Below are 21,635 nucleotides of genomic sequence, written 5' to 3'. Positions count from 1 at the left end.
CGACCTAGGCCGTGACTAGTTGCTCGCCTCGCCGTGGACGAACAGGGCGAAGAGCAGCACGCACGCGCCGGCCGCGACGATCATCAGCACGGCGTACCCGATCAGGATGCCGACACCCCACGGTCGGGTCCTCGCGTTGAACAGCAGCCCGATCGGTACGCCGAAGCCGAGCAGCGGGATGATGCCGGTCGCGGCGCTCCCGGAGCTGGGGCTGATGCTGGTGACCAGGCTCGTCAGCATGCCGAGCGCGAACAGCAGGGCCGGCGCGCCGACGATCGCACCGAGCAGGTATCCCTTCCGGCTGCCCCGCTCGGGCGGCAGCGCCTGGTAGTCGCCCTGCGCGTACGGGTGCTGGCGGTAGGGCTGCTCGCCGTGCGGCTGCTGGCCGGGCGGGGGCTCCTCGGGAGGCGGGTACGACGGGTACTCGTCGCTCATCGCCTCGACCACCAGACCGCGATGCCGACGACCGCGCCCACCAGGAGCGCCGCTCCGGTCTTGCGCTTCCAGCACCAGTAGACGTGCTCGTCGACGCACGCGGTGTCGCCGCAGGCGGTCCCCGGGTCGGTGACCTGCACCCGCTGGGGCTCGGCGAGGCGTGGGTCGGTCATCGGCGTACCTCCGGTGTGGGCAGTGCGGCGACACCCGTCGCCGTCGAGAGCCGGGTGCGGGCGAGCGGCGCCCACGCCTGCAGCGCGCAGAACGGCGCGCACTGGTGGGCCCCTTCGGAGCCGACCGTCGCGACGTGCACGCAGCACTGCGTGAGCCGCTCCTCGATCATCGTGTTCATGTCCATGAAGGGCTTCACGGTGACGCGCAGGATCCGCTCACCGAGCAGCTTGCGCAGGCGCTGGTGCTGGCCGGGCAGCTTGGACGAGGCGAGCGTGGCGAGGGTGCCGATGCCGAGGTCGCAGTTGCTGCAGATGTCGCGCCAGATCGAGGACATCGACGGGTGGCTGAGGCTGGACTGCTCCGAGAGCAGGTCGAGCAGCGAGTCCTTGACGATGCCCCGCATGGTGGCGGGGATCGTGTCGTCGGCGATCCGGTTGGCGAGCAGCTCGGGCTCGAGCTCGAGCCACTGCTTGAGCCGGTCGTGGCCGATCAGGGAGACGAGCGACCGCCAGGCGCCGCTGTCGTCCTTGAGCAGGTAGCCCACCGAGCAGCAGTGCGGGTGGCTGCACGGCAGCGCGGTCAGGTCCTGCCAGGTGACCAGGCCGCCGGTCTGCTCCTCGAGCCGCGCCAGGACACCGGTGTGGGTCAGCCGGTCCATCGCGTCGATGCCGGCGCTGCGGCCGCTCCCGAACACCGGCTGGATGGTCACGCCGCCGACGTACGGCGTGTCCAGCGCCCGCTTCAGGACGAACCCGATCTCGTCGTCGTTGACGCCGAGGGCGGCGGTCATGGTGAGCGTGGTGAAGATGCCGCGCGCGGAGAGGCGCTCGATCGCCTGCTCCTTGAACCGGCGGATGTCGGCACCGCGGTGATGGGTGGACGCCTCGGCCGAGGACCCGTCGTACTGGAGGTAGATCTCGACCCGCTCGCGGTGCTCGGCGATCAGGTCCAGGAGAGCGTCGTCTTTGGCGATGAGCAGGCCGTTGGTGTTGATCAGGATCCGCACGATCGGGCGCTGCGCCACCTCGGCGAGCAGCTCGCGCAGCTGCGGGTAGAGCGTCGGCTCGCCGCCGCTGAGCATGAGCACGTCGATGCGGCCGTTCTCGCGCGAGAGGCGCTGGTCGATGCTGGCGAGGACCTGCTCGAGGGGCGCGACGCTCGCGAGCGCGGGCGCCGAGGCCGCGAAGCAGGTGGGGCACTTGAGGTTGCAGTCGTCGAGGAGGTCCTCGAGCAGGATGCAGGTGTGCTGGGTCTGCATCTCCGGCAGGCCGTCGGCGTACGCTGCGGGGATCGGCTTGAAGTTGCCCAGCTGGTCGGGGGTGTGGACCTTGGTCGGCGCGGTCCACTGCTCGAGGTAGCGCAGGATCTCGGCGCTCTCGTCGTACATCGTCCGCACCAGCCCGTGCGTGGCGCAGCCACGCTCGAGCCAGACCGTGCCGTCCCTGTCGGCGAGCCAGCCGCTGAGCCGCTGGACCTCCGCGAGCGGGCGGTCGGGCCGCTCCTCGTGGCAGAGCGGGCAGAACGCGTTGACGTAGCGGTGGATGCGCGCGTCGCGCAGCGGCATCCCACTCCCCCTGACCGTCACGCTTTCACCTCATCGTTGGTCGAGTGCCCCGCGACGAACGAGCGGGGTGCATCGAGACCACCTCGGTATGCCCCCGAGCGCCACTGCCAAACGATCCGGGCGATCACGATCGGGATCGTGACGAGGAGGAAGAGCTGCGGCCGGGTCAGGCCCATCCACGCGACCTCGTTGCCGCGCCAGAACTCGACCAGGAAGCGGAAGACGGCGTACGCCGCGACGTACCAGACGAAGAGCGTGCCGGGCGGCAGCCGGCGGTGACGCAGCCAGCCCCAGAGGACCACGAACGCGGCGAGGTGGAAGGCGATCTCCCAGGCGAAGGACCAGTTGGTGCGACCGGCGCGGGTGGGCTCCGCGAGCAGGCAGCCGATCCGGCCGACACCCATGCCGAGCGCGACCGCGGGCGCGAACAGGTCGCCGGTGCGCAGCCGGTAGCCGCTGAGCCGCTTGGCGACGTGCACGCCGATCCACGCGCCGAGCAGGCCGCCGAGGATCGAGCGGTTGCCGTGCGCCCACTGCTCGGCCAGGCTCGCGTTCTCGCGCAGGTGCCAGTGCTGCGCCCAGGTGCCGAGCCGCATCAGGATCGCGCCCCCGACCAGCCCACCGGCGACGACCTGGATCAGCCGCTCGTCGGTCTGCCCGCGTCGCCGCGCCTCGACCACGAACACGACGACCGCGGCCAGGACACCGAGCGCCACGAAGAGGTCATGGCTGTTGACCGGCCCGATCCGCGGATGCATGGGGTCACCCTGCCACGGGTGTCAGGCGTGGGCGTGCGTCCCGGGTCCGCTGATCTTCGTGCTGCTCGGGTCGTCCAGGTTCCAGGTCATCTCGTAGGTCCGGACGTACGCCGTCCGCGCGATCCGCCAGCCCGCATCGGTGCGGCGGTAGGTGTCGGTGTAGATCGCCGCCCCCTCCAGCCCGAAGCGGAACGCGTCGACCAGGACACGGTCGTGGAGGTACCAGGTCGCCGTCGCCTCGTCGCCTGCCTCGTCGAGGTCGATCTCCGGGTGGTGGACGTTGTGCATGGTGATCACCCCGTCACCGAGGTTGCTCCGCATGTAGCCGACCAGCTCGTCCGGCGTACCGAAGACCAGGCCGTTGTAGTCGGCCGTCGCGTCCTCGGTGAACAGCGTCGCGAACTCTTCCCACTGCTTGGTGTCGAGCAGCCGCATGTAGCGGTACTTGAGGCGGCTGATCTCTTCGCGGTCGGCGTACGCGTCCATGCGCGTGACTCTAGAACGTGTTCTAGCCCGCGGTCGATGCCTGAGGTCACCGCGAGGAGCGACCGGTCGCGGCAGCGAGGCCGCTGTCGAGATGGCTGATGTGGTTGCTGTTCGATCGATTCGACAGCCACTTCGGCCATCTCGGCGGGGGCGACTGGACGTCGGAGCGGTGGCCATTCGGCTGTGGGATCGTAGGGCGACACGCTGGCGCGTTGGTTGCGCGCCGCAGTGGCAACCTCTGTTGCGGGCGGTCGGTCACGGTGGTCGCGGTAGGTGGTTGCGGTCGCCGGTTCGGCGCGGGCGCCGCGGAGGTGCTCGCTGTGGTTGCGCGCCGAGAAGGACGACAGAACGAGGTCGCGTTCGGCCTAGGGCCGTCGGTGGAAGCGCCAGGCTCCGGTCGGCATCACCTCATGAGTCATCCGGGGGTCGTGGGCGATGTGGTGGTGATGGGAGCAGAGGAGCACGCCGTCTTTGAGGTCGGTCTTCCCGCCGGCTGACCATGGATGTGAATGATGTGCCTCGCACCAGGTGGCGGGGATCGAGCAGCCTTCGGCGCGGCACTGCTTGTCGCGCAGGCGGAGGGCCTTGTGCTGGGCCGGCGAGTAGAGGCGTCGTGCTCGGCCGAGGTCGAGGATCTCGCCCTTGCCCCCGAGCACGACCGGGACGATCTTCGCGGTGCAGGCCAGCCGCCGTGCTTCGTTGGCGCTGATGCGGAGGTCGCTGTCGAGAGAGCCGATCACTCCGGCCGCGGCGAGGTCGCGCCGGAGGTCGTCGAGGCTGATCGTCACCATGACCGTGGTGGCATCGCCACCGTGATCAGGAAGCTTGCCCGGGTCGAGGTGCTCGAGCAGGGAGCAGAAGGCGTGACCGAGCTTCTGCGACCGGGGCGCGTGTTCGGCGTCCTGCCGCGGGGAGGAGAACGCGTCGAGGTAGGTCTCGAGGCGCGCTGCCACCGCGTCAGGGACCTGGCCGACGATCCGGGTGATGCCGTCGCCGAGGCGCTTGAACCGGATCGAGGTCTTGACCCGGGCGGAGCGTTCCTCGCGCTCCAACGCGCGGGCGTCGGCCTCGTCCGCGATGTCAGGGGCGACCACCGAAAGGATTCGGTCGCCGAGGGTCCGCAGCTCACGCGGCCCGAACTGGCCGGCCAGCTCCACGAGGTGCTTCTCGGCACGACGCGTCGTCACCTGGTCGATCTCCGGCGGGAGCTTGTCCAGCGCAGCGACGATCACCTGTGCTTGGGCGCGGTTCACAGACCCCGCACGCATGCCGGCACCCACAACTCGCCACTTCTCGTCGATGGCCTGGGCGAGCTTGAGCTCGCCATGACATGAGCGCGGGTCGAGGTGCGCCTCATGGGCCAGCCACTGACCGGCATCCTTCGCACCGTTGTCCTGAGCCAGGTCACCCGAGCCGGCCAGGACCCGCAGCTCCAACTCGTCGACCTGGGCCTTCAACGCCACGACCTCGACCAGCGCAGCAGCCTTGTCGCCCGGCTTCATGTACACCGGCAGCACCTCACCCACCCCAGCGATCGACCGGCGCGCGGCCGCCACGGCCGCGAGAAGCGGGTGGTCGCGAGTGGGTGAGGCCGACATACCAGAGTCCTGCCCCGATCCCCGAGGCTTTAAACATTTTTGGACGATGTTTTTCGGTTGATTTCGAGGTTTTTCGAACGCGCAAGCGATGCCCCGAGGGCGGCCGCGTCAGCGGCGGCGCGAGCGAAGCGAGCCGCCGCCCCAACCGCGCCGCAAGCCGTCCGTCAGGGACCCGCGGTCAAGGACGCCGAAGGCGCCGCGCAGCGGGCCGAGCGAAGCGAGGATCCTTGACGGCGGGAGACGGACGGCTAAGCGCGGCCGCCAGTCGAGCACGCGGAACATCACCGCAGACGGCACCAGCCACGAAAGCTGGTTTCGATACGTCCTCAGCTAACGCCTCGGACTACTCAACCAACGGAACGACTGGCGCGCGGCTGCTCAACCAACGACAAACGCAGAACACGTGAGCGGCATCACCAACCCAGGTCACCCAGGATTAACCCACGCGCCATCGGCCGGAACCGAAGGCCGCGCAGGCTGGGAACATGCAGCCGAACTCCCCTTCCCCCCGCCACCTGTCCGCGGCTCCGGACGACGCCGACAACGCCGACCTCTTCCTCGAGCGGCGCGTCGCCCTGCGCCACAAGCACGTCCAGAACCTGACCCAGCTGATGGCCGAGCGCGGCGACCTGCGCGGCGTCTACGGGTTCGCGGACTTCGTCGACGACTCGGTGCGCTGGTCGGCGTGACGACGGCGGTCTACCGTCGGGCGCATGGACATCGCCAGCCAGAAGTGCATCGCCCTGACCACCTTCCGCAAGAGCGGCGAGCCGGTCACCACACCGGTCTGGGTCAACCCGGTCAGTGACGGCCGGATCGGCTTCTGGACGTCCATGGGCTCGGGCAAGACCAAGCGCATGGGCAACAACCCGCGGGTCACCGTCCAGCCCTGCTCCTACAGCGGCAAGGTCAAGCCCGGCACGACGCCGGTCGACGGCACCGCCGAGATGGTGCAGAGCGGTCCGCTGTTCGACGAGGTGTGGGCCAAGGGCAAGAAGAAGTACGGCGCCCAGGTCGGCCTCACCAAGGTGATGGGCCGACTGATGGGTCAGCGCAAGGCGGGTCAGGAGTACGGCGACACCGTGGTCCTGATCCGCCTCGACGCGTGACCTGCCGGTCGGCTAGCGCCGCCCCGTCTTGAACATCCCGCGCGCGATCTCGGAGGCGGCGGTGCGCATGAACTGCTTGAACGCCGAGGACTTCACGACGTCCATCACGATGTCGCCGGCCTGAGCGCCCTTCGACGACCGGGGCGCCGACTTGGCAGCCGGCTTCGCGGCACCCTTGTCGGCAGGAGCGTCCGCCGACGCCTTGGCCGAGCCCTCCTCGAGCTTCTGGGCGAGCATCTCGCGGGCCGACTCACGGTCGACGACGGCGCCGTACTTCGCGTTGAGCGCAGAGGCCGCGACGACCGCCTTCATCGCGTCGGGCGCCGACGGGCCCATCAGCGACTCGGGCGCACGCAGGCGCGTCCACGCAACCGGCGTCGGGGCACCGCGCTCGTCCATGACGGTCACGATGGCCTCACCGATGCCGAGACCCGTGATCACGGCGCCGAGGTCGGCGTACGCGCTGTTGGGGTAGGTGCTGACGGTGGCCTTGAGCGCCTTGGCGTCGTTCGGCGTGTGCGCGCGGAGCTGGTGCTGGACCCGCGAGGCGAGCTGGGCCAGGACGTCGTCGGGCACGTCGGTCGGCGACTGCGTCACGAAGAAGACGCCCACTCCCTTGGAGCGGATCAGCCGAACGGTCTGCGCGATCTGGTCGAGGAAGTCCTTGGAGGCGTCGTGGAAGAGCAGGTGCGCCTCGTCGAAGAAGAAGACCAGCTTGGGCTTGTCGGAGTCACCGACCTCGGGCAGGTCGTGGAAGAGGTCCGCGAGCAGCCACATCAGGAACGTCGAGAAGACCGCCGGCCGGTCCTGCAGGTTGGGCAGCTCGACCAGGTTGATGACGCCCTTGCCGTCCTTGACCTGGATCAGGTCGGCGGAGGAGAACTCCGGCTCGCCGAAGAACGCGTCGGCACCCTGGTCGCCGAAGGCGATCAGCTCGCGCAGGATCACGCCGGCCGTGGCGGACGAGAGGCCGCCGAGGTTCTTCAGGTCGGCCTTGCCCTCGTCGGAGGTCAGGTGCTGGACGACGGCCCGCAGGTCGGCGAGGTCGAGCAGCGGGAGGCCCGCCTGGTCGGCGTAGTGGAAGACGAGTCCGAGCGAGGACTCCTGCGTCTCGTTGAGGCCGAGGACGCGGCTGAGCAGGAGCGGGCCGAACGCCGAGACGGTCACCCGGATCGGTACGCCGATGCCCTGGCCGCCCAGCGCGAAGTACTCGACCGGGAAGCCCTTGGCCTCCCAGGTCTGGCCGACCGACTGGGTGCGCGCGAGCAGCTTGTCGTTGCTCTCGCCGGGCTCGGCGAGACCGGACAGGTCGCCCTTGATGTCGGCGGCGAAGACCGGCACACCGGCCGTCGACAGCTGCTCGGCGAGCAGCTGGAGGGTCTTGGTCTTGCCGGTTCCGGTGGCGCCGGCGACGAGGCCGTGGCGGTTGAGCATCGCCAGCGGGATCCGGATGTGGGTGCCGGTCAGGGTGGTCGCGTCCACCATCAGGCCACCGAGCTCGAGCGCGGTGCCCTGGAACTGGTAGCCGGGAGCGATGGCGGCCTCGATCGGGCTCTGTCCGTCGGGGGCCTCGGCCGTCGCGTCGCCCCCGGATGTCTGCGCTTCGGTCATGGCCTGAATCGTAGGGCGTCCGCCCGTCCCGCGAATGCGAAGGCGGGACATGGAACGCGCCAGTAGAGTCAAGGACCGTGATCTTCAAGCGGGTGGGTGATGGTCGCCCGTACCCCGAGCACGGGCTGACCGCGAAGGCGTGGGCACAGGTCCCGCCGCGCCAGGTCCGCCTCGACGAGCTGGTCACCACCAAGGACACGCTGCAGCTGACGTCGCTGCTCGACGAGGCCTCGACGTTCTACGGCGACCTCTTCGCCCACGTGGTGCTGTGGCAGGGCGAGTACTACCTCGAGGACGGGCTGCACCGGGCGCTCCGCGCGGCCCTCCAGCAGCGCAACGTGCTGCATGCGCGCGTCGTCCGCATGGAGGGCTAGCGGGGCCCTCGATCGGCCTCGGCGAGCCACTGCGCGAGCCGGCCGTGCTTGCTCACCCGGCGCAACCGGCGCTCGGTCTCCTCGCGGAGCCGGCGGGGCGTGACCACGATCAGGTCGTCCCCGTGCCGCAGCGAGGTGCGCTTCTCCGGGACCATCGTCTCGCCGTCGCGGACCACCATCGAGACGCTGGCACCGACCGGCAGCCGCAGCTCGCCGACCTCGACGCCGTGCAGCTGCGAGACCGGGCTGACGGTGACGATCAGCAGGTCGGCGGCGACCCGCTCGAGCGGCGCGGCCTCGACCTCGATGCCGCGCGGCTCGGAGCGTCGGGCCACCCGCAGGAACCGCGCGACCAAGGGCAGGGTCGGGCCGGTCAGCAGCGTGAAGACCACGACCATCACGAAGACGATGTCGAAGAGCCGCTCGGAGTCATGGACACCCTCGGCGAGCGGGATCGTGGTGAGGACGATCGGCACGGCCCCCCGCAGCCCGGCCCACGACAGGAACGCGAGCTCGTTCAGCGGCATCCGCCGCACCACCGAGCTGATCACCACCGACAGCGGCCGCGCCACGAAGCTCAGCACGGCACCCGCGCCGACGGCGGTGACGACGACCGACAGGTCGATCCGCCCGGGCGAGAGCAGCAGGCCGAGCATCACGAACAGCCCGATCTGCGCGATCCACGCCAGACCCTCGACGAACGACCGGGTCGCCCCGCGGTGGGGCAGCTCGGAGTTCCCGAGCACCAGCGCTGCGACGTACGCCGCCGCGAAGGCGCTCATGTGCCCGGCCGAGGCGGCGCCGTACGCGATGAGGATCAGGCAGAGGACGGCGATCGGGTAGAGGCCGGAGGACGGAAGAGCCGCGCGGCGCATGATCCAGGCGCCGGCGAGGCCGAGCGCGAGGCCGGTGAGCACGCCGCCCACGAGCTCGAAGACCACGATCCCCACGATGTAGAGCAGGCCGTGCTCGTGGAGGGCGCCCGTCGAGACGAGCGCGACCAGGACGACCGTCGGGGCGTCGTTGAGGCCGGACTCGGCCTCGAGGGTGCCGGTGAGCCGCTTGGGCAGCGGGACCACGCGCAGCACCGAGAAGACGGCGGCCGCGTCGGTGGGCGAGCAGACCGCGCCGAGCAGGATGGCCAGCTCCCAGGACAGGCCGAGGAACGCGTGTGCGAAGACCGCGAGCACACCGACGGACACCAGCACCCCGATGGTGGCCAGCGAGAGACCCATCCGCATCGACGGCCGCGCATCGCGCCAGGACGTGCTCAGCCCACCCTCGGCCAGGATGATCGCCAGCGCGGCGAACCCGAGCGCGTGCGCGAGCTGCGCGTCGTCGAAGCGGATGCCGAGCCCCGACTCCCCCAGCACCACGCCCATCATCAGGTAGAGCAGCAGGCTGGGCAGGCCGGCGCGGGTCGAGAGGCGTACGGCGAGCACCGCGAGCAGCGTGACCGAGGCGCCCACCAGCACGAACGTGTCGAGCTGGTGCACGTCGAAGCTCATCGGCCCCCACTCGGGTCGGTGTACGGATCGCCAGTCTAGTGGTGCCGCCGTGGTAGAACATGTTCTACATTTGGCTCCATGACCTCCGGCCTCGACGTTCCCGCCACCCTCCCGGCCTCCGACCTCGGGGACGCGCCGGCGTACGACGTCGTGGTGGTGGGCTTCGGCATCGCCGGTGGGTGCGCGGCCCTCGAGGCGGCGCGGTCGGGGGCGCGGGTGCTGCTGCTGGAGAAGGCCGCCGTCCACGGCGGCACGTCGTCGATGTCGGGCGGCCACTTCTACCTCGGCGGGGGCACGGCCGTGCAGCTGGCGACCGGTCACGACGACTCGGTCGAGGCGATGGAGGCCTACCTGGTGGCCTCCACGAAGGCGCCGGACAAGGAGAAGATCCACGCCTACTGCGCCGGCTCGGTCGAGCACTTCGACTGGCTGGAGTCGCTCGGCTTCGAGTTCGAGCGGTCCTTCTTCCCGGGCAAGGCCGTGATCCAGCCCGGCACCCAAGGTCTGATGTTCACCGGCAACGAGAAGGTCTGGCCGTTCCGCGAGGAGGTCGCGCCCGCGCCGCGCGGCCACAAGGTGCCGGTCCCGGGCGACACCGAGGGCACCCGCCTGGTGATGGACCTGCTGCGGGACCGCTGCGACGAGGCGGGCGTCGAGGTCCGCTACGAGACCGGCGCGACGAACCTGGTCGTCGACGACGACGACGCGGTCGTCGGCGTGGCCTGGCGCTCCTTCGACGAGACCGGCCTGATCCGCGCGGGCTCGGTCGTGATCGCGGCCGGCGGGTTCGTGATGAACCCCGACATGGTCGCCCGCTACACCCCCTCACTGGGGAGCAAGCTGTTCACGCTCGGGTCGACGTACGACGACGGCCTGGGCATCCGGCTCGGCGAGTCCGTCGGCGCGGCGCTGGAGCACATGGAGGAGCCGTTCATCACCGCGCCGTTCTACCCGCCGTCCTCGCGGGTCAAGGGCGTGATCGTGAACCGGGCCGGCGAGCGGTTCGTGGCCGAGGACAGCTACCACGCGCGGACGTCGTACGCCGTGATGCGGCAGCCCGACCAGGCGGCGTACCTCATCGTCGACAGCGAGCACCTCGGCGAGGACCACATGCCGCTGGTGCCGCTCAAGGACGGCTTCGAGACCATCGAGGAGATGGCGACCTCCCTCGGCATGCCGGCGCTGGTCGACACGATGGCGCGCTACAACGAGCACGCCGCTCGTGGCGAGGACCCGGACTTCCACAAGCACCCCGACTGGCTCGAGCCGCAGACCGCCGGGCCCTGGGCGGTCCTCGACCTGACCCTGGGCGTCGCGCTCTACGCCGGGTTCACGATCGGTGGCATGGCCGTCTCGGTCGACGGTGAGGTACGCCGGACCGACGGCTCGGTCATCCCCGGCCTGTACGCCGCCGGCGCCTGCGCCTCGAACATCGCCCAGGACGGTGCCGGCTACTGCTCGGGCACCCAGCTGGGTGAGGGCTCGTTCTTCGGGCGGCGGGCGGGAAGGCACGCAGCCGGGCTGCGATAGTCGGGAAACCATGAGCCGCCTCGAAGCCGCCCAGCGGGCGAACGTGCCGCCGTTCCACGTGATGGACCTGTTGGCGGCCGCGACCGAGCGGGCGCGCACCCACGGCGACCTGGTCAACCTGTGCGCGGGCCAGCCGTCGACGGGCGCGCCTGCCCCCGTCGTGGCCGAGGCCCAGCGGCTGCTCGGGTCCGGCGACCCGCTCGGCTACACGCCCGCCGTCGGGATCAGCGAGCTGCGCGAGGCGATCGCCGGGCACTACGGCCGCACCTACGACCTGGAGGTCTCGCCTGACGACGTCGTCGTCACGACCGGCTCCAGCGGCGGCTTCCTGCTCGCGTTCCTCGCCGCGTGCGAGGCCGGCGACCGGGTGGCGATCGCGCGTCCCGGCTACCCCTGCTACCGCAACGTGCTGGTCGCGCTCGGCTGCCAGGTCGTGGAGATCGACGCGGGCCCGACGACCCGGTTCCAACCGACCGTCGCCCAGCTCGAGGAGGCCCACGCGGCGGCTCCGCTGAAGGCACTCGTCGTCGCCAGCCCGGCCAACCCGACGGGCACGATGCTGCTGCCGTCCGAGCTCGCCGACATCGCGCGCTGGTGCGAGTCGGCCGGGGTGCAGCTGATCTCCGACGAGATCTACCACGGCATCACCTACGGTCTCGACGCGCTCGACCACCGGTCGGAGCGTTCCGCCTGGGAGACGTCGCGCGAGGCCGTGGTCTTCGGCTCGTTCTCCAAGTACTTCTCGATGACCGGCTGGCGGCTGGGCTGGATGCTGGTCCCCCGCCGCCTCGCCCGCGCCGTCGACGTGCTGACCGGCAACTTCTCCATCTGCCCGCCCGTCCTCGCCCAGCGCGCGGCCGTCGCGGCCTTCACCGACGAGTCGTACGCCGAGCTGGACGGCCACGTGCGCCGCTACGCCACCAACCGGGCGCTCCTCCTCGACGGCCTGCGCGGTCTCGGGCTCACGAAGGTCGCCCCGGCCGACGGCGCGTTCTACGTGTACGCCGACCTCGGCCACCTCACCGACGACTCGCTGGCCTTCTGCCACTCCCTGCTGGCGCGCACCGGCGTCGCGACCGCGACCGGCGTCGACTTCGACACCGCCGATGGCCGTCGGTTCGTCCGGTTCAGCTTCGCCGGGTCCACCGAGGACGTCGAGGAGGCGCTGCGGCGCCTGCGGCCCGTGCTCTCGTCTCACTGGGAGTGACCTGGGGACCACCCTCAGTGAGACGCGCGCTCACATCAGGTCGTGCACGAAGTCGCTGAGCTGCTCCAGGTTGCGGCACTCGATCATGTCGACGAGCTGGCCGTACGTCGGGGCGGCGGAGTCGCCGGTGCCCCAGTTGCGGGTGTGCTCGGGGTTGAGCCAGTAGGTACGCCGGACCGAGCCGGTCAGCCGCTTGAGCACGTCCTCGTTGAGGTCGGCGTAGTTGCTGCGGGCGTCGCCGAGGATGAGCAGCGTCGTCTTGGGAGTGAGCGCGTCGGCGTACGACTCCTCGAACTTGGCGAACGCCCGGCCGTAGTTGGTGCGCCCCCAGAGCGCGGCGTGCGCGGCTGAGCCGGACAGGTCGGCCATCACGTCGACCGGGTCGGCGCCCGGGCGCAGCACGGAGGTGACCTCGTGGACGTGGTCGATGAACGTGAACGCGCGCATCGAGGAGAACGACTCCCGCAGCGCCCACACGAACAGGAGCGTGAACTGCGCGAAGTTGGCCACCGAGCCGGACACGTCGCAGAGCACCACGAGGTCAGTGCGGTGCGGCCGCTTGGGCTTGTGGTGGGTGGTCATCGGCACGCCGCCGGTGGCGATCGAGGCACGGACCGTACGCCGGAAGTCCAGCGGACCGCGCTGCCGCGAGTGCTGCTCCTTGGCGAGCCGGGTGGCCAGGCGGCGCGCGAGCGGGAAGATCTCGCGGCGCATCTCCTCGAGGTCGGTGCGCCGGGCCGACATGAAGGCGAGCTTGTCGATGCTGGGGCGGATCGCGACGTCGGCGATGTGGTCGGGGCCCTTCTCCTCCGCGATGCGGCGCCGCGCGTCGGTCTCGACCTGTGCGGTGAAGGCGCCGATGCGCTGGTTGGCCAGCCGCTCGGCGTCCTGGATCCCCAGCTCGGCGCCGGCCAGGAGCCCGGCGACGATCTTGTCGATCAGCTCCTGCGGCGCGACCCGCTGCAGAGCGGTGTACGCCGACCACGACGACATGCCCGGGCCACGACCGGGCATCGAGCCGAACTGGCCGACCGTCTCGGCGGCCATCCGGACCATGTCCGCCTCGGACATCTCGCCCGCCAGCGCCTCGGCCAGCCGGTCGCGGAACTGCTGCAGGGCCAGCGCGTCGCGGGTGATGGGTGCACCGGGCTCGAGCACGGCGTCCTCGGTCGCCTCGCCCGTCGAGACGCCGTTGCCGACCAGGGGCGGGAAGTACACGTCGAAGAGCGCGTCGAAGGTGGTGCGGTGCGTCTGGCGCTTGAGCAGCGTCGCCGCCATCGCGTCGCGGACCATCTCGCGCGAGCCCCAGCCGATCGCGGAGAGCGCGGCGACCGAGTCGATGTCCTCGGCCAGCGAGACCGAGAGACCGGCGCCCCGCAGTGCCTCGATGAAGCTCAGGTGGCGCTCCAGCAGTCCCGACCCCGCGGCGGTCGGGCTCGTCGAGACCCCCCTAACGCGCCGCGGCAAGCTTGAGCTCCTTGATGGCCCGTTCGTGGTCGGACTGGTGCTTGAGCACGGCCCCGAGCGTCTGGGCGATCGCAGCCTCGTCGAGGTTGCGGATCTCCAGCGCGATCAGCGTGCGCGCCCAGTCGACCGACTCGGCGATCGAGGGCGCCTTCTTCAGCTCCAGCTCGCGCAGCCGGCCGACGGTGGCGACCAGCTGCTCGGCGATCGCGTCGTCGAGGTCGGGCACCTGCGACTGCAGGATCTCCCGTTCGCGCGCGGCGTCCGGGTAGTCCAGGTGCAGGTAGAGGCAGCGACGCTTCACGGCCTCGGACAGCTCGCGGGAGGCGTTCGAGGTGAGCACCACGAACGGCCGCCGGGTCGCCTCCACGGTGCCGAGCTCGGGGATGGTGACCTGGAAGTCGGAGAGCACCTCGAGCAGCAGGCCCTCGACCTCGATGTCGGTCTTGTCGACCTCGTCGATCAGCAGCACGGTCGGCTCCTCGCGCCGGATGGCGGTGAGCAGCGGCCGGGTCAGCAGGAACTCGTCGGTGAAGATCGCGTCGTGGGTCTCGCTCCACGCTTGGTCGTGGTTGACGGCCTGGATGGCGAGCAGCTGCTTCTTGTAGTTCCACTCGTAGAGCGCGCGCGCCTCGTCGAGGCCCTCGTAGCACTGCAGCCGGATCAGCTCGGCGCCCGTCGCCCGCGCGACCGCCTTGGCCAGCTCGGTCTTGCCGACACCGGCCGGCCCCTCGAGCAGGAGCGGCTTCTCCAGGGCACCCGCGAGGTACGTCGTCGTGGCGGTGGACGCGTCGGCGAGGTAGCCCGTCGCGGTCAGCCGCGCGGCCGCGTCGGAGGGCGAGCTGAACCACGTGTCGCTGGTCATGACCGACATCCTGCCAACACCCGCGCGCCGGCGTACGTCGGGAGCCGCGCAGATCACAGGTCGTACGCCGTACCCCCGCCCTCGCGGGGTCGTTGGTCCTGTACCGGGGGACACCGGCGGACCAGGAGGCGAGATGCACGCACAGCAGTGGCGGTCGGGCGTCGGCCTCCTGCGTACGGCGCTCACTGCCGGCTCCCTGACCGGGGTGCTCGGTCTCGGAGCGATGAGCGTCCTGGCGGCGCCGGCAGCACCCCACGACCAGCTCGGTCTCTCGGCGCGGCCGCTGAGCCCGCTGATGTCGCACAACCGCTGCTCCTACACCGGCTTCGACGAGCACGTGATCCCGAGCAAGGCGATCGTCCGCGACGAGGCCGGCCGGATCAAGGTCGTCAGCTTCGACGCCGGTTGGAAGGTCTTCACCGGCAAGCGCGGCGGCGAGCTGGTCGCGGTCTGCCTCGGCCCGACGCACTGACCCGACCCGGATACCACCCGGGGGTATCGTCGGCACCGTGACCGACGACCACCAGCACGGCTACTCCGCCGACCGCGACGCGTTCCTCAAGCGCCTGCGCCGCATCGAGGGCCAGGTCCGCGGCCTGCAGCGCATGGTCGAGGAGGACAAGTACTGCATCGACATCCTCACCCAGGTCAGCGCGACCACGAAGGCGCTCCAGTCCGTCGCGCTCGGCCTCCTCGAGGAGCACCTCGGCCACTGCGTGGCCGACGCCGCCCGTGCCGGCGGGCCGGAGGCCGACGCCAAGCTGAAGGAGGCCGCCGACGCGATCGCGCGGCTGGTCCGCAGCTGACGTCGATCCCTTCGAATCAGAGGCAGCCCTGGTCCCGACCCAACCGCTGCAGGGCGGTGAGATCGCCGGCGCCGTAGCGCGGGTGGCTCCAGCCTCCGATGGTCGGGTACATCAGCTCGGTCTTGTGCGAGTCGTGCGCCAACCCGACCGAGTGGCCCAGCTCGTGCAGCAGCAGGGCGATCCTGGTCGGCCCGATCCTGGTGCCGCTCCAGAGCTTCTTCCACCAGGCGCTGCTCAGCACGACGCCGCCGGCCTGCGCGACCCGGTTCCCAGCGGCGGTCGTCCCGAGGGACGCCTGCCCGCCGAGCCCGGCGGCGCCACCGAAGGCCGGCACCTGCCTCGGGGTCGCCCAGCCGATGTACAGGCCATGGGCGGGCGGGTCCCGGGTCCAGGCCGGGCTGAACGGGACGACCGACGTGGTGCCGGCGTACGAGAACCGCAGGCCGGTCGCCCTGGCCACCTTCCTCAGCGTCGCCCGCACCAGCTTGAGCGGCGCCGCGGCGAGCGGTCCGCGGTGGAGGCGCCACACGATCGGCACGCACGGGTTCCAGCGGTAGGTGCTGACCGGTGCGAACTGGCCGGGCAGCCCCGACGGCGTGTACTCCGGCTTGACCCGCATCGTCATCGCGTCGCCGTCGATCTCGCCGAGCAGGCCGGAGCGCGGCGAGATCACGCGCACGGTGCGGATGCCGTAGTAGCTCGTGGTCACCCGGAACCTGAACGCCGATCCCTTCGCCGACAGCGGCCCGACCGAGGTCCAGCCGCCGGTGCCGTGCAGGACCTGGAGCTGCGCGACCCGACCGGCGGGCGCCGTGCCGGTGACGTAGACCGCCGCGCCGACCTTCGCCGTGGACTGCAGCGGGTTCACCTGGAGGCCCAGCGTGGCCGACGACGACGGCGCGGCGAGCAGCAGCGCCGACGCGAGGGCCAGGGCGGAGACGAGCAGGATCAGGCGTTTCATGACGCCGTCAGCCTAAGCGGCGTACGCCGGGAACGGATCCCCCTCACGCCTGGTCCTGCCTGGTCACCTGGCAGCAGGCCGGGGTGCTCGACCGAGCAAAAACCACGGATCCCGGCCCTCGGGGAGGACCGGGATCCGGCTGGCGGTGCTGAAGGGATTTGAACCCTTGGTGGACTTGCGCCCACAAACGCTTTCGAGGCGTTCTCCTTAGGCCGCTCGGACACAGCACCGGGACGGACCTTACCGGAGCGACTCGGGCCGTTCTAAATCGAGTCCGGTCCGCGGTGGCCGCGGAAGAACTCCTCGAGCAGGGCGGCGGACTCCTCGGCACGTACGCCGGCGAGCACCTCCGGGCGGTGGTTCAACCGCCGGTCGCGCACGACGTCCCAGAGCGACCCGACGGCGCCGGCCCTGTCGTCGTACGCGCCGAACACGACGCGATCGACGCGGGACAGGACGGACGCGCCGGCACACATCGTGCACGGCTCGAGCGTGACGACCAGCGTGCAGCCGGACAGCCGCCACTCCCCCCGGTGCCGGGCGGCGGCACGGAGCGCGACGACCTCGGCGTGGCCGGTCGGGTCGGCGTCGGCCTCCCGGACGTTGCGCCCCCGGCCGATGACCTCACCGTCGGGCGCAAGGACCACCGCACCGATGGGTACGTCGCCGGTGGCCAGCGCGGCGCGCGCCTCATCGAGCGCGACGCCCATGGCGTCGCTCCAGGCGGGGATCACGCTGAGGCCAGGCCCACGGTGTCGTCGAAGAGCTCGCCGAAGCCGAGCAGGCGGGCCACCTCGGACAGCTGCTCGTCCGGGTAGGCCTCCTCGTCGTCGAGCAGCTCGGCCAGGGCCGTCGCGTCGACCCCGAGGTCCTTGAGCAGCTCCAGGTCACCGGCGGGCTCGGCGTACTCCTCGTCGTCCTCGGGCTGGGGAATGCCGAGGTACTCGCAGACCGACGCGGCGAACTCCCACTCGGAGGCGGCGGTGACGTCGGAGAGCATCACCCGCGCGCCGTGGGCGGTGACCCGCGCGATCACGAAGAAGTCCTCGTCGACGGCGACCAGGCCGACGACCGAACCCTCGCCGGCGAACCGGCGCAGCTGGCTGGTCAGCGAGCCGATGTCGACGACGTGCTCGGCGATCATCTCGGCGACCTGCCACTCGCCCTCGTCGACGTAGGCCGCCACGGCGAAGTCGAGCTCGTCGGTGAAGGCCTCGTTCATGACAGACAGCCTGACACGCCTGCCCCCGTGCGACCAGAGCAATAGGGTCGCGGGTATGCGCATCCAGGTGGTGGATCATCCCCTCGTCTCGCACAAGCTCACGGCGCTGCGGGAGAAGGGCACCGACAGCCCGACCTTTCGGCTGCTCACCGACGAGCTCGTGACGCTGCTGGCCTACGAGGCCACCCGGGACGTCCGCGTCGAGCCCTACGACATCGAGACGCCGGTGGCGCCGACGACCGGCGTACGCCTCTCCCGGCCGCGCCCGCTCGTCGTGCCGATCCTCCGGGCCGGCCTCGGCATGCTCGACGGGATGATGCGGCTGCTGCCCTCGGGCGAGGTCGGCTTCCTGGGCATGGCGCGCGACGAGACGACGCTGGAGGCGACGACGTACGCCGAGCGCCTGCCGGAGGACCTCAGCGGACGCCAGTGCTACGTGCTGGACCCGATGCTCGCCACCGGCGGCACCCTGGCGGCGGCGATCCGGTTCCTCGTCGACCGCGGGGCCGACGACATCACCTGCATCTGCCTGCTCGCCGCGCCGGAGGGCTGCGAGCTGCTCGAGCGGGAGCTGGCCGACCTGTCCGTGCCGGTCCGGCTGGTGGTCGCGTCGATGGACGAGCGGCTCAACGAGGACGGCTACATCGTGCCGGGGCTCGGTGACGCGGGCGACCGGCTCTACGGCCTGGCGGAGTAGTGGTTCCCCTCACAGTCGCACGTCACACGTAAGACGTAGAGCCAAGCGGCCCGGTCTTCTGTAGGTTGAGCCGCACCTGTGCCCCTGCCACCTGGAGGAATCGGTGCTCATCGGCATTCCCCGCGAGTCCAAGAACGGCGAGACCCTCGTCGCAGCGACCGCAAAAACCGCCACTCAGCTCAAGGGCCTCGGCTACGACGTGATCGTCGAGTCGGGCGCCGGAGACGCTGCCGACCAGCCGAACAACGCGTTCGAGGCTGCCGAGATCCGAGTCGGTACCGCCGACGAGGTCTGGGCCGCTGACGTCGTCATCAAGGTCAACGCACCGACCGACGACGAGATCGCCCGACTCAAGAAGGGCGCCACGATCATCTCGATCATGGCCCCGGCGCGCTCGCCCGAGCTCGTCTCGAAGCTGGAGGCCGCCGGTGTCACGGCGCTCGCCATGGACGCCGTGCCGCGCATCTCGCGCGCGCAGTCGATGGACGTGCTGTCCTCGATGGCCAACGTCGCCGGCTACCGCGCCGTCGTCGAGGCCGCGCACGAGTTCGGCCGGATGTTCACCGGCCAGGTGACCGCTGCCGGCAAGATCCCGCCGGCCCGCGTGTTCGTGGTCGGTGCCGGCGTCGCGGGCCTCGCGGCCATCGGCGCCGCATCCGCGATGGGCGCGGAGGTCTTCGCGTTCGACGTACGCCCCGAGGTCGCCGAGCAGGTCGAGTCGATGGGCGCGCAGTTCGTCCACGTCGACTTCGAGGCGGAGAAGTCCGCTGACGGCTACGCCAAGGAGATGACGGCCGAGCAGGTCGCCGCGACCGCCGCGATGTACGACGAGGAGGCCCGCAAGGCCGACATCGTCATCACCACCGCGCTGATCCCCGGACGCCCGGCTCCCTCGCTGATCACCGCCGAGACCGTTGCTGCGATGCGCGGCGGCTCGGTGATCGTCGACATGGCGGCCGCCAACGGCGGCAACGCCGCCGGCACCGTGACCGACCAGAAGGTCGTGACCTCCAACGGCGTGACGATCCTGGGGTACACCGACCTCGCCGGTCGCCTCGCTGCGCAGACGTCGCAGCTCTACGGCACCAACATCGTCAACCTGCTCAAGCTGCTGACCCCGGAGAAGGACGGCGCGCTGACGCTGAACTTCGACGACGTCGTGCAGCGCGGCATCACCGTCGTGCACAACGGTGAGGGCATGTGGCCGCCGCCGCCGGTCCAGGTCTCGGCCGCTCCGGCTGCCGCCCCGGTCGCCGCCGCCGAGCCCAAGCCGGTCAAGCCGCCCATGGCGGCTGCGAAGAAGGTCGGCATCGTGCTGGCCGCGATCGCCCTGTTCGGCCTGGTCAACGCGACCGCGCCGGACCCGATCCCGCAGCACTTCACCGTGCTGATGCTGGCGATCGTGATCGGCTACTACGTCATCGGCAAGGTGGCGCACGCGCTGCACACGCCGCTGATGTCGGTCACCAACGCCATCTCCGGCGTCGTGGTCGTCGGTGCGCTGCTCACCGTCGACCAGGACGAGAACTCGATCCGGATCCTGTCCGCGATCGCGATCCTGCTCGCGTCGATCAACGTCTTCGGTGGCTTCGCGGTCACCCGTCGCATGCTCGCGATGTTCAGCAAGGGGCACTGACCATGGATATCGGCACCATCTCCACCGCGGCGTACATCGTCGCCTCCCTGCTGTTCATCCTCTCGCTGGCAGGCCTGTCCAAGCACGAGTCGGCCAAGAGCGGCCTGACCTACGGCATGGTCGGCATGGGCGTCGCCCTGGCCGCGACCATCGCCCGGGTCATCGACGACAGCCAGCACCACGACAACCGCGGCATCGCCATCGCGCTGATGATCGGCGCGGTCGTCATCGGCGGTGCGATCGGCCTGTGGCGCGCCAAGATCGTCGAGATGACCGGCATGCCCGAGCTCATCGCGATGCTGCACTCGTTCGTGGGTCTGGCCGCCGTGCTCATCGGCTGGAACGGCCACCTCGAGGGCTACGTCCCCACGGTCGGCACCAAGATCGCCGACCTCGGTGCGCTGGCGAACATCCACGAGGCCGAGGTCGCGATCGGCATCTTCATCGGTGCGGTGACCTTCACCGGCTCGATCGTGGCCAACCTGAAGCTGTCGGCCCGGATGAAGTCCGCGCCGATGATGCTGCCGGGCAAGAACTTCATCAACCTCGGCTCGCTGATCGCGTTCGCGGTCCTGACCGGCCTGTACGTCGGCACCGACTCCGACAGCGGCCAGAAGATCCTGCTCGCGATCATCACCGTGCTCGCGCTGTTCCTGGGCTGGCACCTGGTCGCCTCCATCGGCGGCGGTGACATGCCGGTCGTCGTCTCGATGCTCAACTCGTACTCCGGTTGGGCCGCGGCCGCGTCGGGCTTCCTGCTCAACAACGACCTGTTGATCATCACCGGTGCCCTCGTCGGCTCCTCCGGTGCCTACCTGTCCTACATCATGTGCAAGGCGATGAACCGCTCCTTCATCTCGGTCATCGCCGGTGGCTTCGGCATCGAGGCGCCCTCCGGTGAGGCCGTCGACTACGGCGAGCACCGCGAGATCGACGCCGAGGGCGCCGCCGACCTGCTGGCCAACGCCAAGTCGGTCATCATCACCCCCGGCTACGGCATGGCCGTCGCGCAGGCGCAGTACCCGGTCGCCGACATGACGGCCAAGCTGCGCGCCAAGGGCGTCGACGTACGCTTCGGCATCCACCCCGTCGCAGGTCGCCTGCCCGGTCACATGAACGTGCTGCTGGCCGAGGCCAAGGTCCCCTACGACATCGTCCTCGAGATGGACGAGATCAACGAGGACTTCCCCGAGACCGACGTCGTCCTCGTCATCGGCGCCAACGACACCGTCAACCCGGCCGCGGCCGAGGACCCCTCCTCCCCGATCGCCGGCATGCCGGTCCTCGAGGTCTGGAACGCCAAGGACGTCATCGTGTTCAAGCGCTCCATGGCCACCGGCTACGCCGGTGTCCAGAACCCGCTGTTCTTCCGTGACAACAGCCAGATGCTGTTCGGCGACGCGAAGGACCGGGTCGAGGACATCGTCCGCGCCCTGGGCTGACGCTCAGCTCGTACGACGGACGCCCCGCAGCCTCGGCTGCGGGGCGTTCGTGGTCCTCGGGCCGGGCCGGGGCGAACCGAACAAGTAACACGTCGTTCGCACGTCTACCGCCCCGCTTTCCACACTTCCACGCCGTCACGACAGCGTGGAAGAGCCTCCACCAACGTGGAGGACGGGCGAACAACGTG

At 70.5% G+C, this 21,635-nt stretch carries 23 protein-coding genes and 1 tRNA gene; 10 read left to right on the top strand and 14 right to left on the bottom strand.

The annotated features are described in order from the left end of the window. Positions 1 to 15: 15 nt before the first annotated feature. The 6 genes from ACYVJ3_RS03715 to ACYVJ3_RS03690 form a co-directional block, all read right to left on the bottom strand. Entirely contained in the window at positions 16 to 435 is a 420-nt protein-coding gene (locus tag ACYVJ3_RS03715; RefSeq protein ID WP_460851161.1) for a hypothetical protein, read from the bottom strand. Continuing rightward, positions 432 to 608, bottom strand: coding sequence for a hypothetical protein (locus ACYVJ3_RS03710; RefSeq protein WP_460851160.1), 177 nt, complete (start codon positions 606 to 608; stop codon positions 432 to 434). The genes ACYVJ3_RS03715 and ACYVJ3_RS03710 overlap by 4 nt, the downstream gene beginning before the upstream one ends. Beyond that, a complete protein-coding gene (locus tag ACYVJ3_RS03705) occupies positions 605 to 2,173 on the bottom strand; it encodes a radical SAM protein (protein ID WP_460851159.1) in 1,569 nt (522 codons plus the stop codon). The genes ACYVJ3_RS03710 and ACYVJ3_RS03705 overlap by 4 nt, the downstream gene beginning before the upstream one ends. A gap of 17 nt (positions 2,174 to 2,190) precedes the next feature. Further along, positions 2,191 to 2,931: a prolipoprotein diacylglyceryl transferase gene (locus ACYVJ3_RS03700; protein ID WP_460851158.1), complete on the bottom strand. Its 741-nt coding sequence runs from the start codon at positions 2,929 to 2,931 to the stop codon at positions 2,191 to 2,193. Positions 2,932 to 2,952: 21 nt separating this feature from the next. Further along, positions 2,953 to 3,417, bottom strand: a complete 465-nt coding sequence (locus ACYVJ3_RS03695; RefSeq protein ID WP_460851157.1) for a nuclear transport factor 2 family protein — start codon at positions 3,415 to 3,417, stop codon at positions 2,953 to 2,955. Between the two features lie 365 nt (positions 3,418 to 3,782). Beyond that, on the bottom strand, positions 3,783 to 5,015 hold the full coding sequence (locus ACYVJ3_RS03690) for an HNH endonuclease signature motif containing protein (protein ID WP_460851156.1): 1,233 nt from the start codon (positions 5,013 to 5,015) through the stop codon (positions 3,783 to 3,785). A 485-nt stretch (positions 5,016 to 5,500) separates the two neighbouring features. Between ACYVJ3_RS03690 and ACYVJ3_RS03685 the strand changes: the two genes are divergently transcribed. Together ACYVJ3_RS03685 and ACYVJ3_RS03680 are read left to right on the top strand one after the other, a co-directional pair. Beyond that, entirely contained in the window at positions 5,501 to 5,704 is a 204-nt protein-coding gene (locus ACYVJ3_RS03685; protein WP_460851155.1) for a hypothetical protein, read from the top strand. 24 nt (positions 5,705 to 5,728) lie between these two features. Then, positions 5,729 to 6,124: a PPOX class F420-dependent oxidoreductase gene (locus tag ACYVJ3_RS03680; protein WP_460851154.1), complete on the top strand. Its 396-nt coding sequence runs from the start codon at positions 5,729 to 5,731 to the stop codon at positions 6,122 to 6,124. Between the two features lie 12 nt (positions 6,125 to 6,136). Here the strand turns inward: ACYVJ3_RS03680 and ACYVJ3_RS03675 are convergent, their stop codons facing one another. Then, entirely contained in the window at positions 6,137 to 7,735 is a 1,599-nt protein-coding gene (locus ACYVJ3_RS03675; RefSeq protein ID WP_460851153.1) for a helicase HerA-like domain-containing protein, read from the bottom strand. 77 nt (positions 7,736 to 7,812) lie between these two features. Between ACYVJ3_RS03675 and ACYVJ3_RS03670 the strand changes: the two genes are divergently transcribed. After that, positions 7,813 to 8,109: a type II toxin-antitoxin system VapB family antitoxin gene (locus tag ACYVJ3_RS03670; RefSeq protein WP_460851152.1), complete on the top strand. Its 297-nt coding sequence runs from the start codon at positions 7,813 to 7,815 to the stop codon at positions 8,107 to 8,109. On the opposite strand, the gene ACYVJ3_RS03665 is transcribed toward ACYVJ3_RS03670, so the two are convergent. After that, positions 8,106 to 9,617 carry a potassium/proton antiporter gene (locus ACYVJ3_RS03665; protein ID WP_460851151.1) on the bottom strand — a complete coding sequence of 504 codons (1,512 nt, stop codon included), beginning with the start codon at positions 9,615 to 9,617 and terminating at the stop codon, positions 8,106 to 8,108. The two genes, ACYVJ3_RS03670 and ACYVJ3_RS03665, sit on opposite strands and share 4 nt — an antisense overlap. A gap of 78 nt (positions 9,618 to 9,695) precedes the next feature. Between ACYVJ3_RS03665 and ACYVJ3_RS03660 the strand changes: the two genes are divergently transcribed. Together ACYVJ3_RS03660 and ACYVJ3_RS03655 are read left to right on the top strand one after the other, a co-directional pair. Continuing rightward, positions 9,696 to 11,147, top strand: coding sequence for an FAD-binding protein (locus ACYVJ3_RS03660; protein ID WP_460851150.1), 1,452 nt, complete (start codon positions 9,696 to 9,698; stop codon positions 11,145 to 11,147). A gap of 10 nt (positions 11,148 to 11,157) precedes the next feature. After that, entirely contained in the window at positions 11,158 to 12,354 is a 1,197-nt protein-coding gene (locus tag ACYVJ3_RS03655; protein WP_460851149.1) for a pyridoxal phosphate-dependent aminotransferase, read from the top strand. 30 nt (positions 12,355 to 12,384) lie between these two features. Here ACYVJ3_RS03655 and ACYVJ3_RS03650 read toward each other — a convergent pair whose 3' ends face one another. Together ACYVJ3_RS03650 and ACYVJ3_RS03645 are read right to left on the bottom strand one after the other, a co-directional pair. Beyond that, on the bottom strand, positions 12,385 to 13,821 hold the full coding sequence (locus ACYVJ3_RS03650) for a vWA domain-containing protein (RefSeq protein ID WP_460851148.1): 1,437 nt from the start codon (positions 13,819 to 13,821) through the stop codon (positions 12,385 to 12,387). Further along, positions 13,805 to 14,683 (bottom strand): AAA family ATPase, encoded by an 879-nt coding sequence (locus ACYVJ3_RS03645; protein ID WP_460851147.1) that lies wholly within the window; start codon positions 14,681 to 14,683, stop codon positions 13,805 to 13,807. The genes ACYVJ3_RS03650 and ACYVJ3_RS03645 overlap by 17 nt, the downstream gene beginning before the upstream one ends. 133 nt (positions 14,684 to 14,816) lie before the next feature. Between ACYVJ3_RS03645 and ACYVJ3_RS03640 the strand changes: the two genes are divergently transcribed. Both ACYVJ3_RS03640 and ACYVJ3_RS03635 read left to right on the top strand, forming a co-directional pair. Continuing rightward, on the top strand, positions 14,817 to 15,155 hold the full coding sequence (locus tag ACYVJ3_RS03640; protein ID WP_460851146.1) for a hypothetical protein: 339 nt from the start codon (positions 14,817 to 14,819) through the stop codon (positions 15,153 to 15,155). A gap of 37 nt (positions 15,156 to 15,192) precedes the next feature. Next, entirely contained in the window at positions 15,193 to 15,489 is a 297-nt protein-coding gene (locus ACYVJ3_RS03635; protein WP_460851145.1) for a metal-sensitive transcriptional regulator, read from the top strand. Between the two features lie 16 nt (positions 15,490 to 15,505). Here ACYVJ3_RS03635 and ACYVJ3_RS03630 read toward each other — a convergent pair whose 3' ends face one another. From ACYVJ3_RS03630 to ACYVJ3_RS03615, 4 genes are all read right to left on the bottom strand, one after another. Continuing rightward, on the bottom strand, positions 15,506 to 16,450 hold the full coding sequence (locus ACYVJ3_RS03630) for a matrixin family metalloprotease (RefSeq protein WP_460851144.1): 945 nt from the start codon (positions 16,448 to 16,450) through the stop codon (positions 15,506 to 15,508). Between the two features lie 140 nt (positions 16,451 to 16,590). Then, positions 16,591 to 16,680, bottom strand: a tRNA-Ser gene (locus ACYVJ3_RS03625). A gap of 33 nt (positions 16,681 to 16,713) precedes the next feature. Next, the gene (locus ACYVJ3_RS03620) at positions 16,714 to 17,160 is read right to left on the bottom strand and encodes a nucleoside deaminase (protein ID WP_460851143.1); all 447 of its coding nucleotides are present in this window, start codon (positions 17,158 to 17,160) and stop codon (positions 16,714 to 16,716) included. A gap of 20 nt (positions 17,161 to 17,180) precedes the next feature. Continuing rightward, entirely contained in the window at positions 17,181 to 17,672 is a 492-nt protein-coding gene (locus tag ACYVJ3_RS03615; RefSeq protein ID WP_460851142.1) for a tRNA adenosine deaminase-associated protein, read from the bottom strand. Between the two features lie 55 nt (positions 17,673 to 17,727). Here ACYVJ3_RS03615 and upp point away from each other — a divergent pair, with 55 nt between their 5' ends. The 3 genes from upp to pntB all read left to right on the top strand — a co-directional run bounded on the left by upp (position 17,728) and on the right by pntB (position 21,447). Continuing rightward, positions 17,728 to 18,369, top strand: a complete 642-nt coding sequence (upp, locus tag ACYVJ3_RS03610) for a uracil phosphoribosyltransferase (RefSeq protein WP_460851141.1) — start codon at positions 17,728 to 17,730, stop codon at positions 18,367 to 18,369. 103 nt (positions 18,370 to 18,472) lie between these two features. Further along, a complete protein-coding gene (locus ACYVJ3_RS03605) occupies positions 18,473 to 20,005 on the top strand; it encodes a Re/Si-specific NAD(P)(+) transhydrogenase subunit alpha (protein WP_460851140.1) in 1,533 nt (510 codons plus the stop codon). A gap of 2 nt (positions 20,006 to 20,007) precedes the next feature. After that, entirely contained in the window at positions 20,008 to 21,447 is a 1,440-nt protein-coding gene (gene pntB / locus ACYVJ3_RS03600; RefSeq protein WP_460851139.1) for a Re/Si-specific NAD(P)(+) transhydrogenase subunit beta, read from the top strand. Positions 21,448 to 21,635 lie beyond the last annotated feature (188 nt).

It is taken from the genome of Nocardioides montaniterrae (genome assembly GCF_054782655.1).
The sequence above is the reverse complement of the archived record's forward strand: the minus strand, read 5'-3'. Positions and strand labels throughout refer to the sequence as shown.

Excerpts from the sequence above, each read along its gene's own strand:
- ACYVJ3_RS03620 (WP_460851143.1), bottom strand. The coding sequence starts at position 17,160 with ATGGGCGTCGCGCTCGATGAGGCGCGCGCCGCGCTGGCCACCGGCGAC.
- ACYVJ3_RS03700 (WP_460851158.1), bottom strand. The coding sequence starts at position 2,931 with ATGCATCCGCGGATCGGGCCGGTCAACAGCCATGACCTCTTCGTGGCG.
- ACYVJ3_RS03655 (WP_460851149.1), top strand. The coding sequence starts at position 11,158 with ATGAGCCGCCTCGAAGCCGCCCAGCGGGCGAACGTGCCGCCGTTCCAC.
- ACYVJ3_RS03645 (WP_460851147.1), bottom strand. The coding sequence starts at position 14,683 with ATGACCAGCGACACGTGGTTCAGCTCGCCCTCCGACGCGGCCGCGCGG.
- ACYVJ3_RS03705 (WP_460851159.1), bottom strand. The coding sequence starts at position 2,173 with ATGCCGCTGCGCGACGCGCGCATCCACCGCTACGTCAACGCGTTCTGC.
- ACYVJ3_RS03665 (WP_460851151.1), bottom strand. The coding sequence starts at position 9,617 with ATGAGCTTCGACGTGCACCAGCTCGACACGTTCGTGCTGGTGGGCGCC.
- ACYVJ3_RS03660 (WP_460851150.1), top strand. The coding sequence starts at position 9,696 with ATGACCTCCGGCCTCGACGTTCCCGCCACCCTCCCGGCCTCCGACCTC.
- ACYVJ3_RS03695 (WP_460851157.1), bottom strand. The coding sequence starts at position 3,417 with ATGGACGCGTACGCCGACCGCGAAGAGATCAGCCGCCTCAAGTACCGC.
- ACYVJ3_RS03710 (WP_460851160.1), bottom strand. The coding sequence starts at position 608 with ATGACCGACCCACGCCTCGCCGAGCCCCAGCGGGTGCAGGTCACCGAC.
- ACYVJ3_RS03640 (WP_460851146.1), top strand. The coding sequence starts at position 14,817 with ATGCACGCACAGCAGTGGCGGTCGGGCGTCGGCCTCCTGCGTACGGCG.
- ACYVJ3_RS03680 (WP_460851154.1), top strand. The coding sequence starts at position 5,729 with ATGGACATCGCCAGCCAGAAGTGCATCGCCCTGACCACCTTCCGCAAG.
- upp (WP_460851141.1), top strand. The coding sequence starts at position 17,728 with ATGCGCATCCAGGTGGTGGATCATCCCCTCGTCTCGCACAAGCTCACG.
- ACYVJ3_RS03690 (WP_460851156.1), bottom strand. The coding sequence starts at position 5,015 with ATGTCGGCCTCACCCACTCGCGACCACCCGCTTCTCGCGGCCGTGGCG.
- pntB (WP_460851139.1), top strand. The coding sequence starts at position 20,008 with ATGGATATCGGCACCATCTCCACCGCGGCGTACATCGTCGCCTCCCTG.
- ACYVJ3_RS03615 (WP_460851142.1), bottom strand. The coding sequence starts at position 17,672 with ATGAACGAGGCCTTCACCGACGAGCTCGACTTCGCCGTGGCGGCCTAC.
- ACYVJ3_RS03675 (WP_460851153.1), bottom strand. The coding sequence starts at position 7,735 with ATGACCGAAGCGCAGACATCCGGGGGCGACGCGACGGCCGAGGCCCCC.
- ACYVJ3_RS03685 (WP_460851155.1), top strand. The coding sequence starts at position 5,501 with ATGCAGCCGAACTCCCCTTCCCCCCGCCACCTGTCCGCGGCTCCGGAC.
- ACYVJ3_RS03630 (WP_460851144.1), bottom strand. The coding sequence starts at position 16,450 with ATGAAACGCCTGATCCTGCTCGTCTCCGCCCTGGCCCTCGCGTCGGCG.
- ACYVJ3_RS03715 (WP_460851161.1), bottom strand. The coding sequence starts at position 435 with ATGAGCGACGAGTACCCGTCGTACCCGCCTCCCGAGGAGCCCCCGCCC.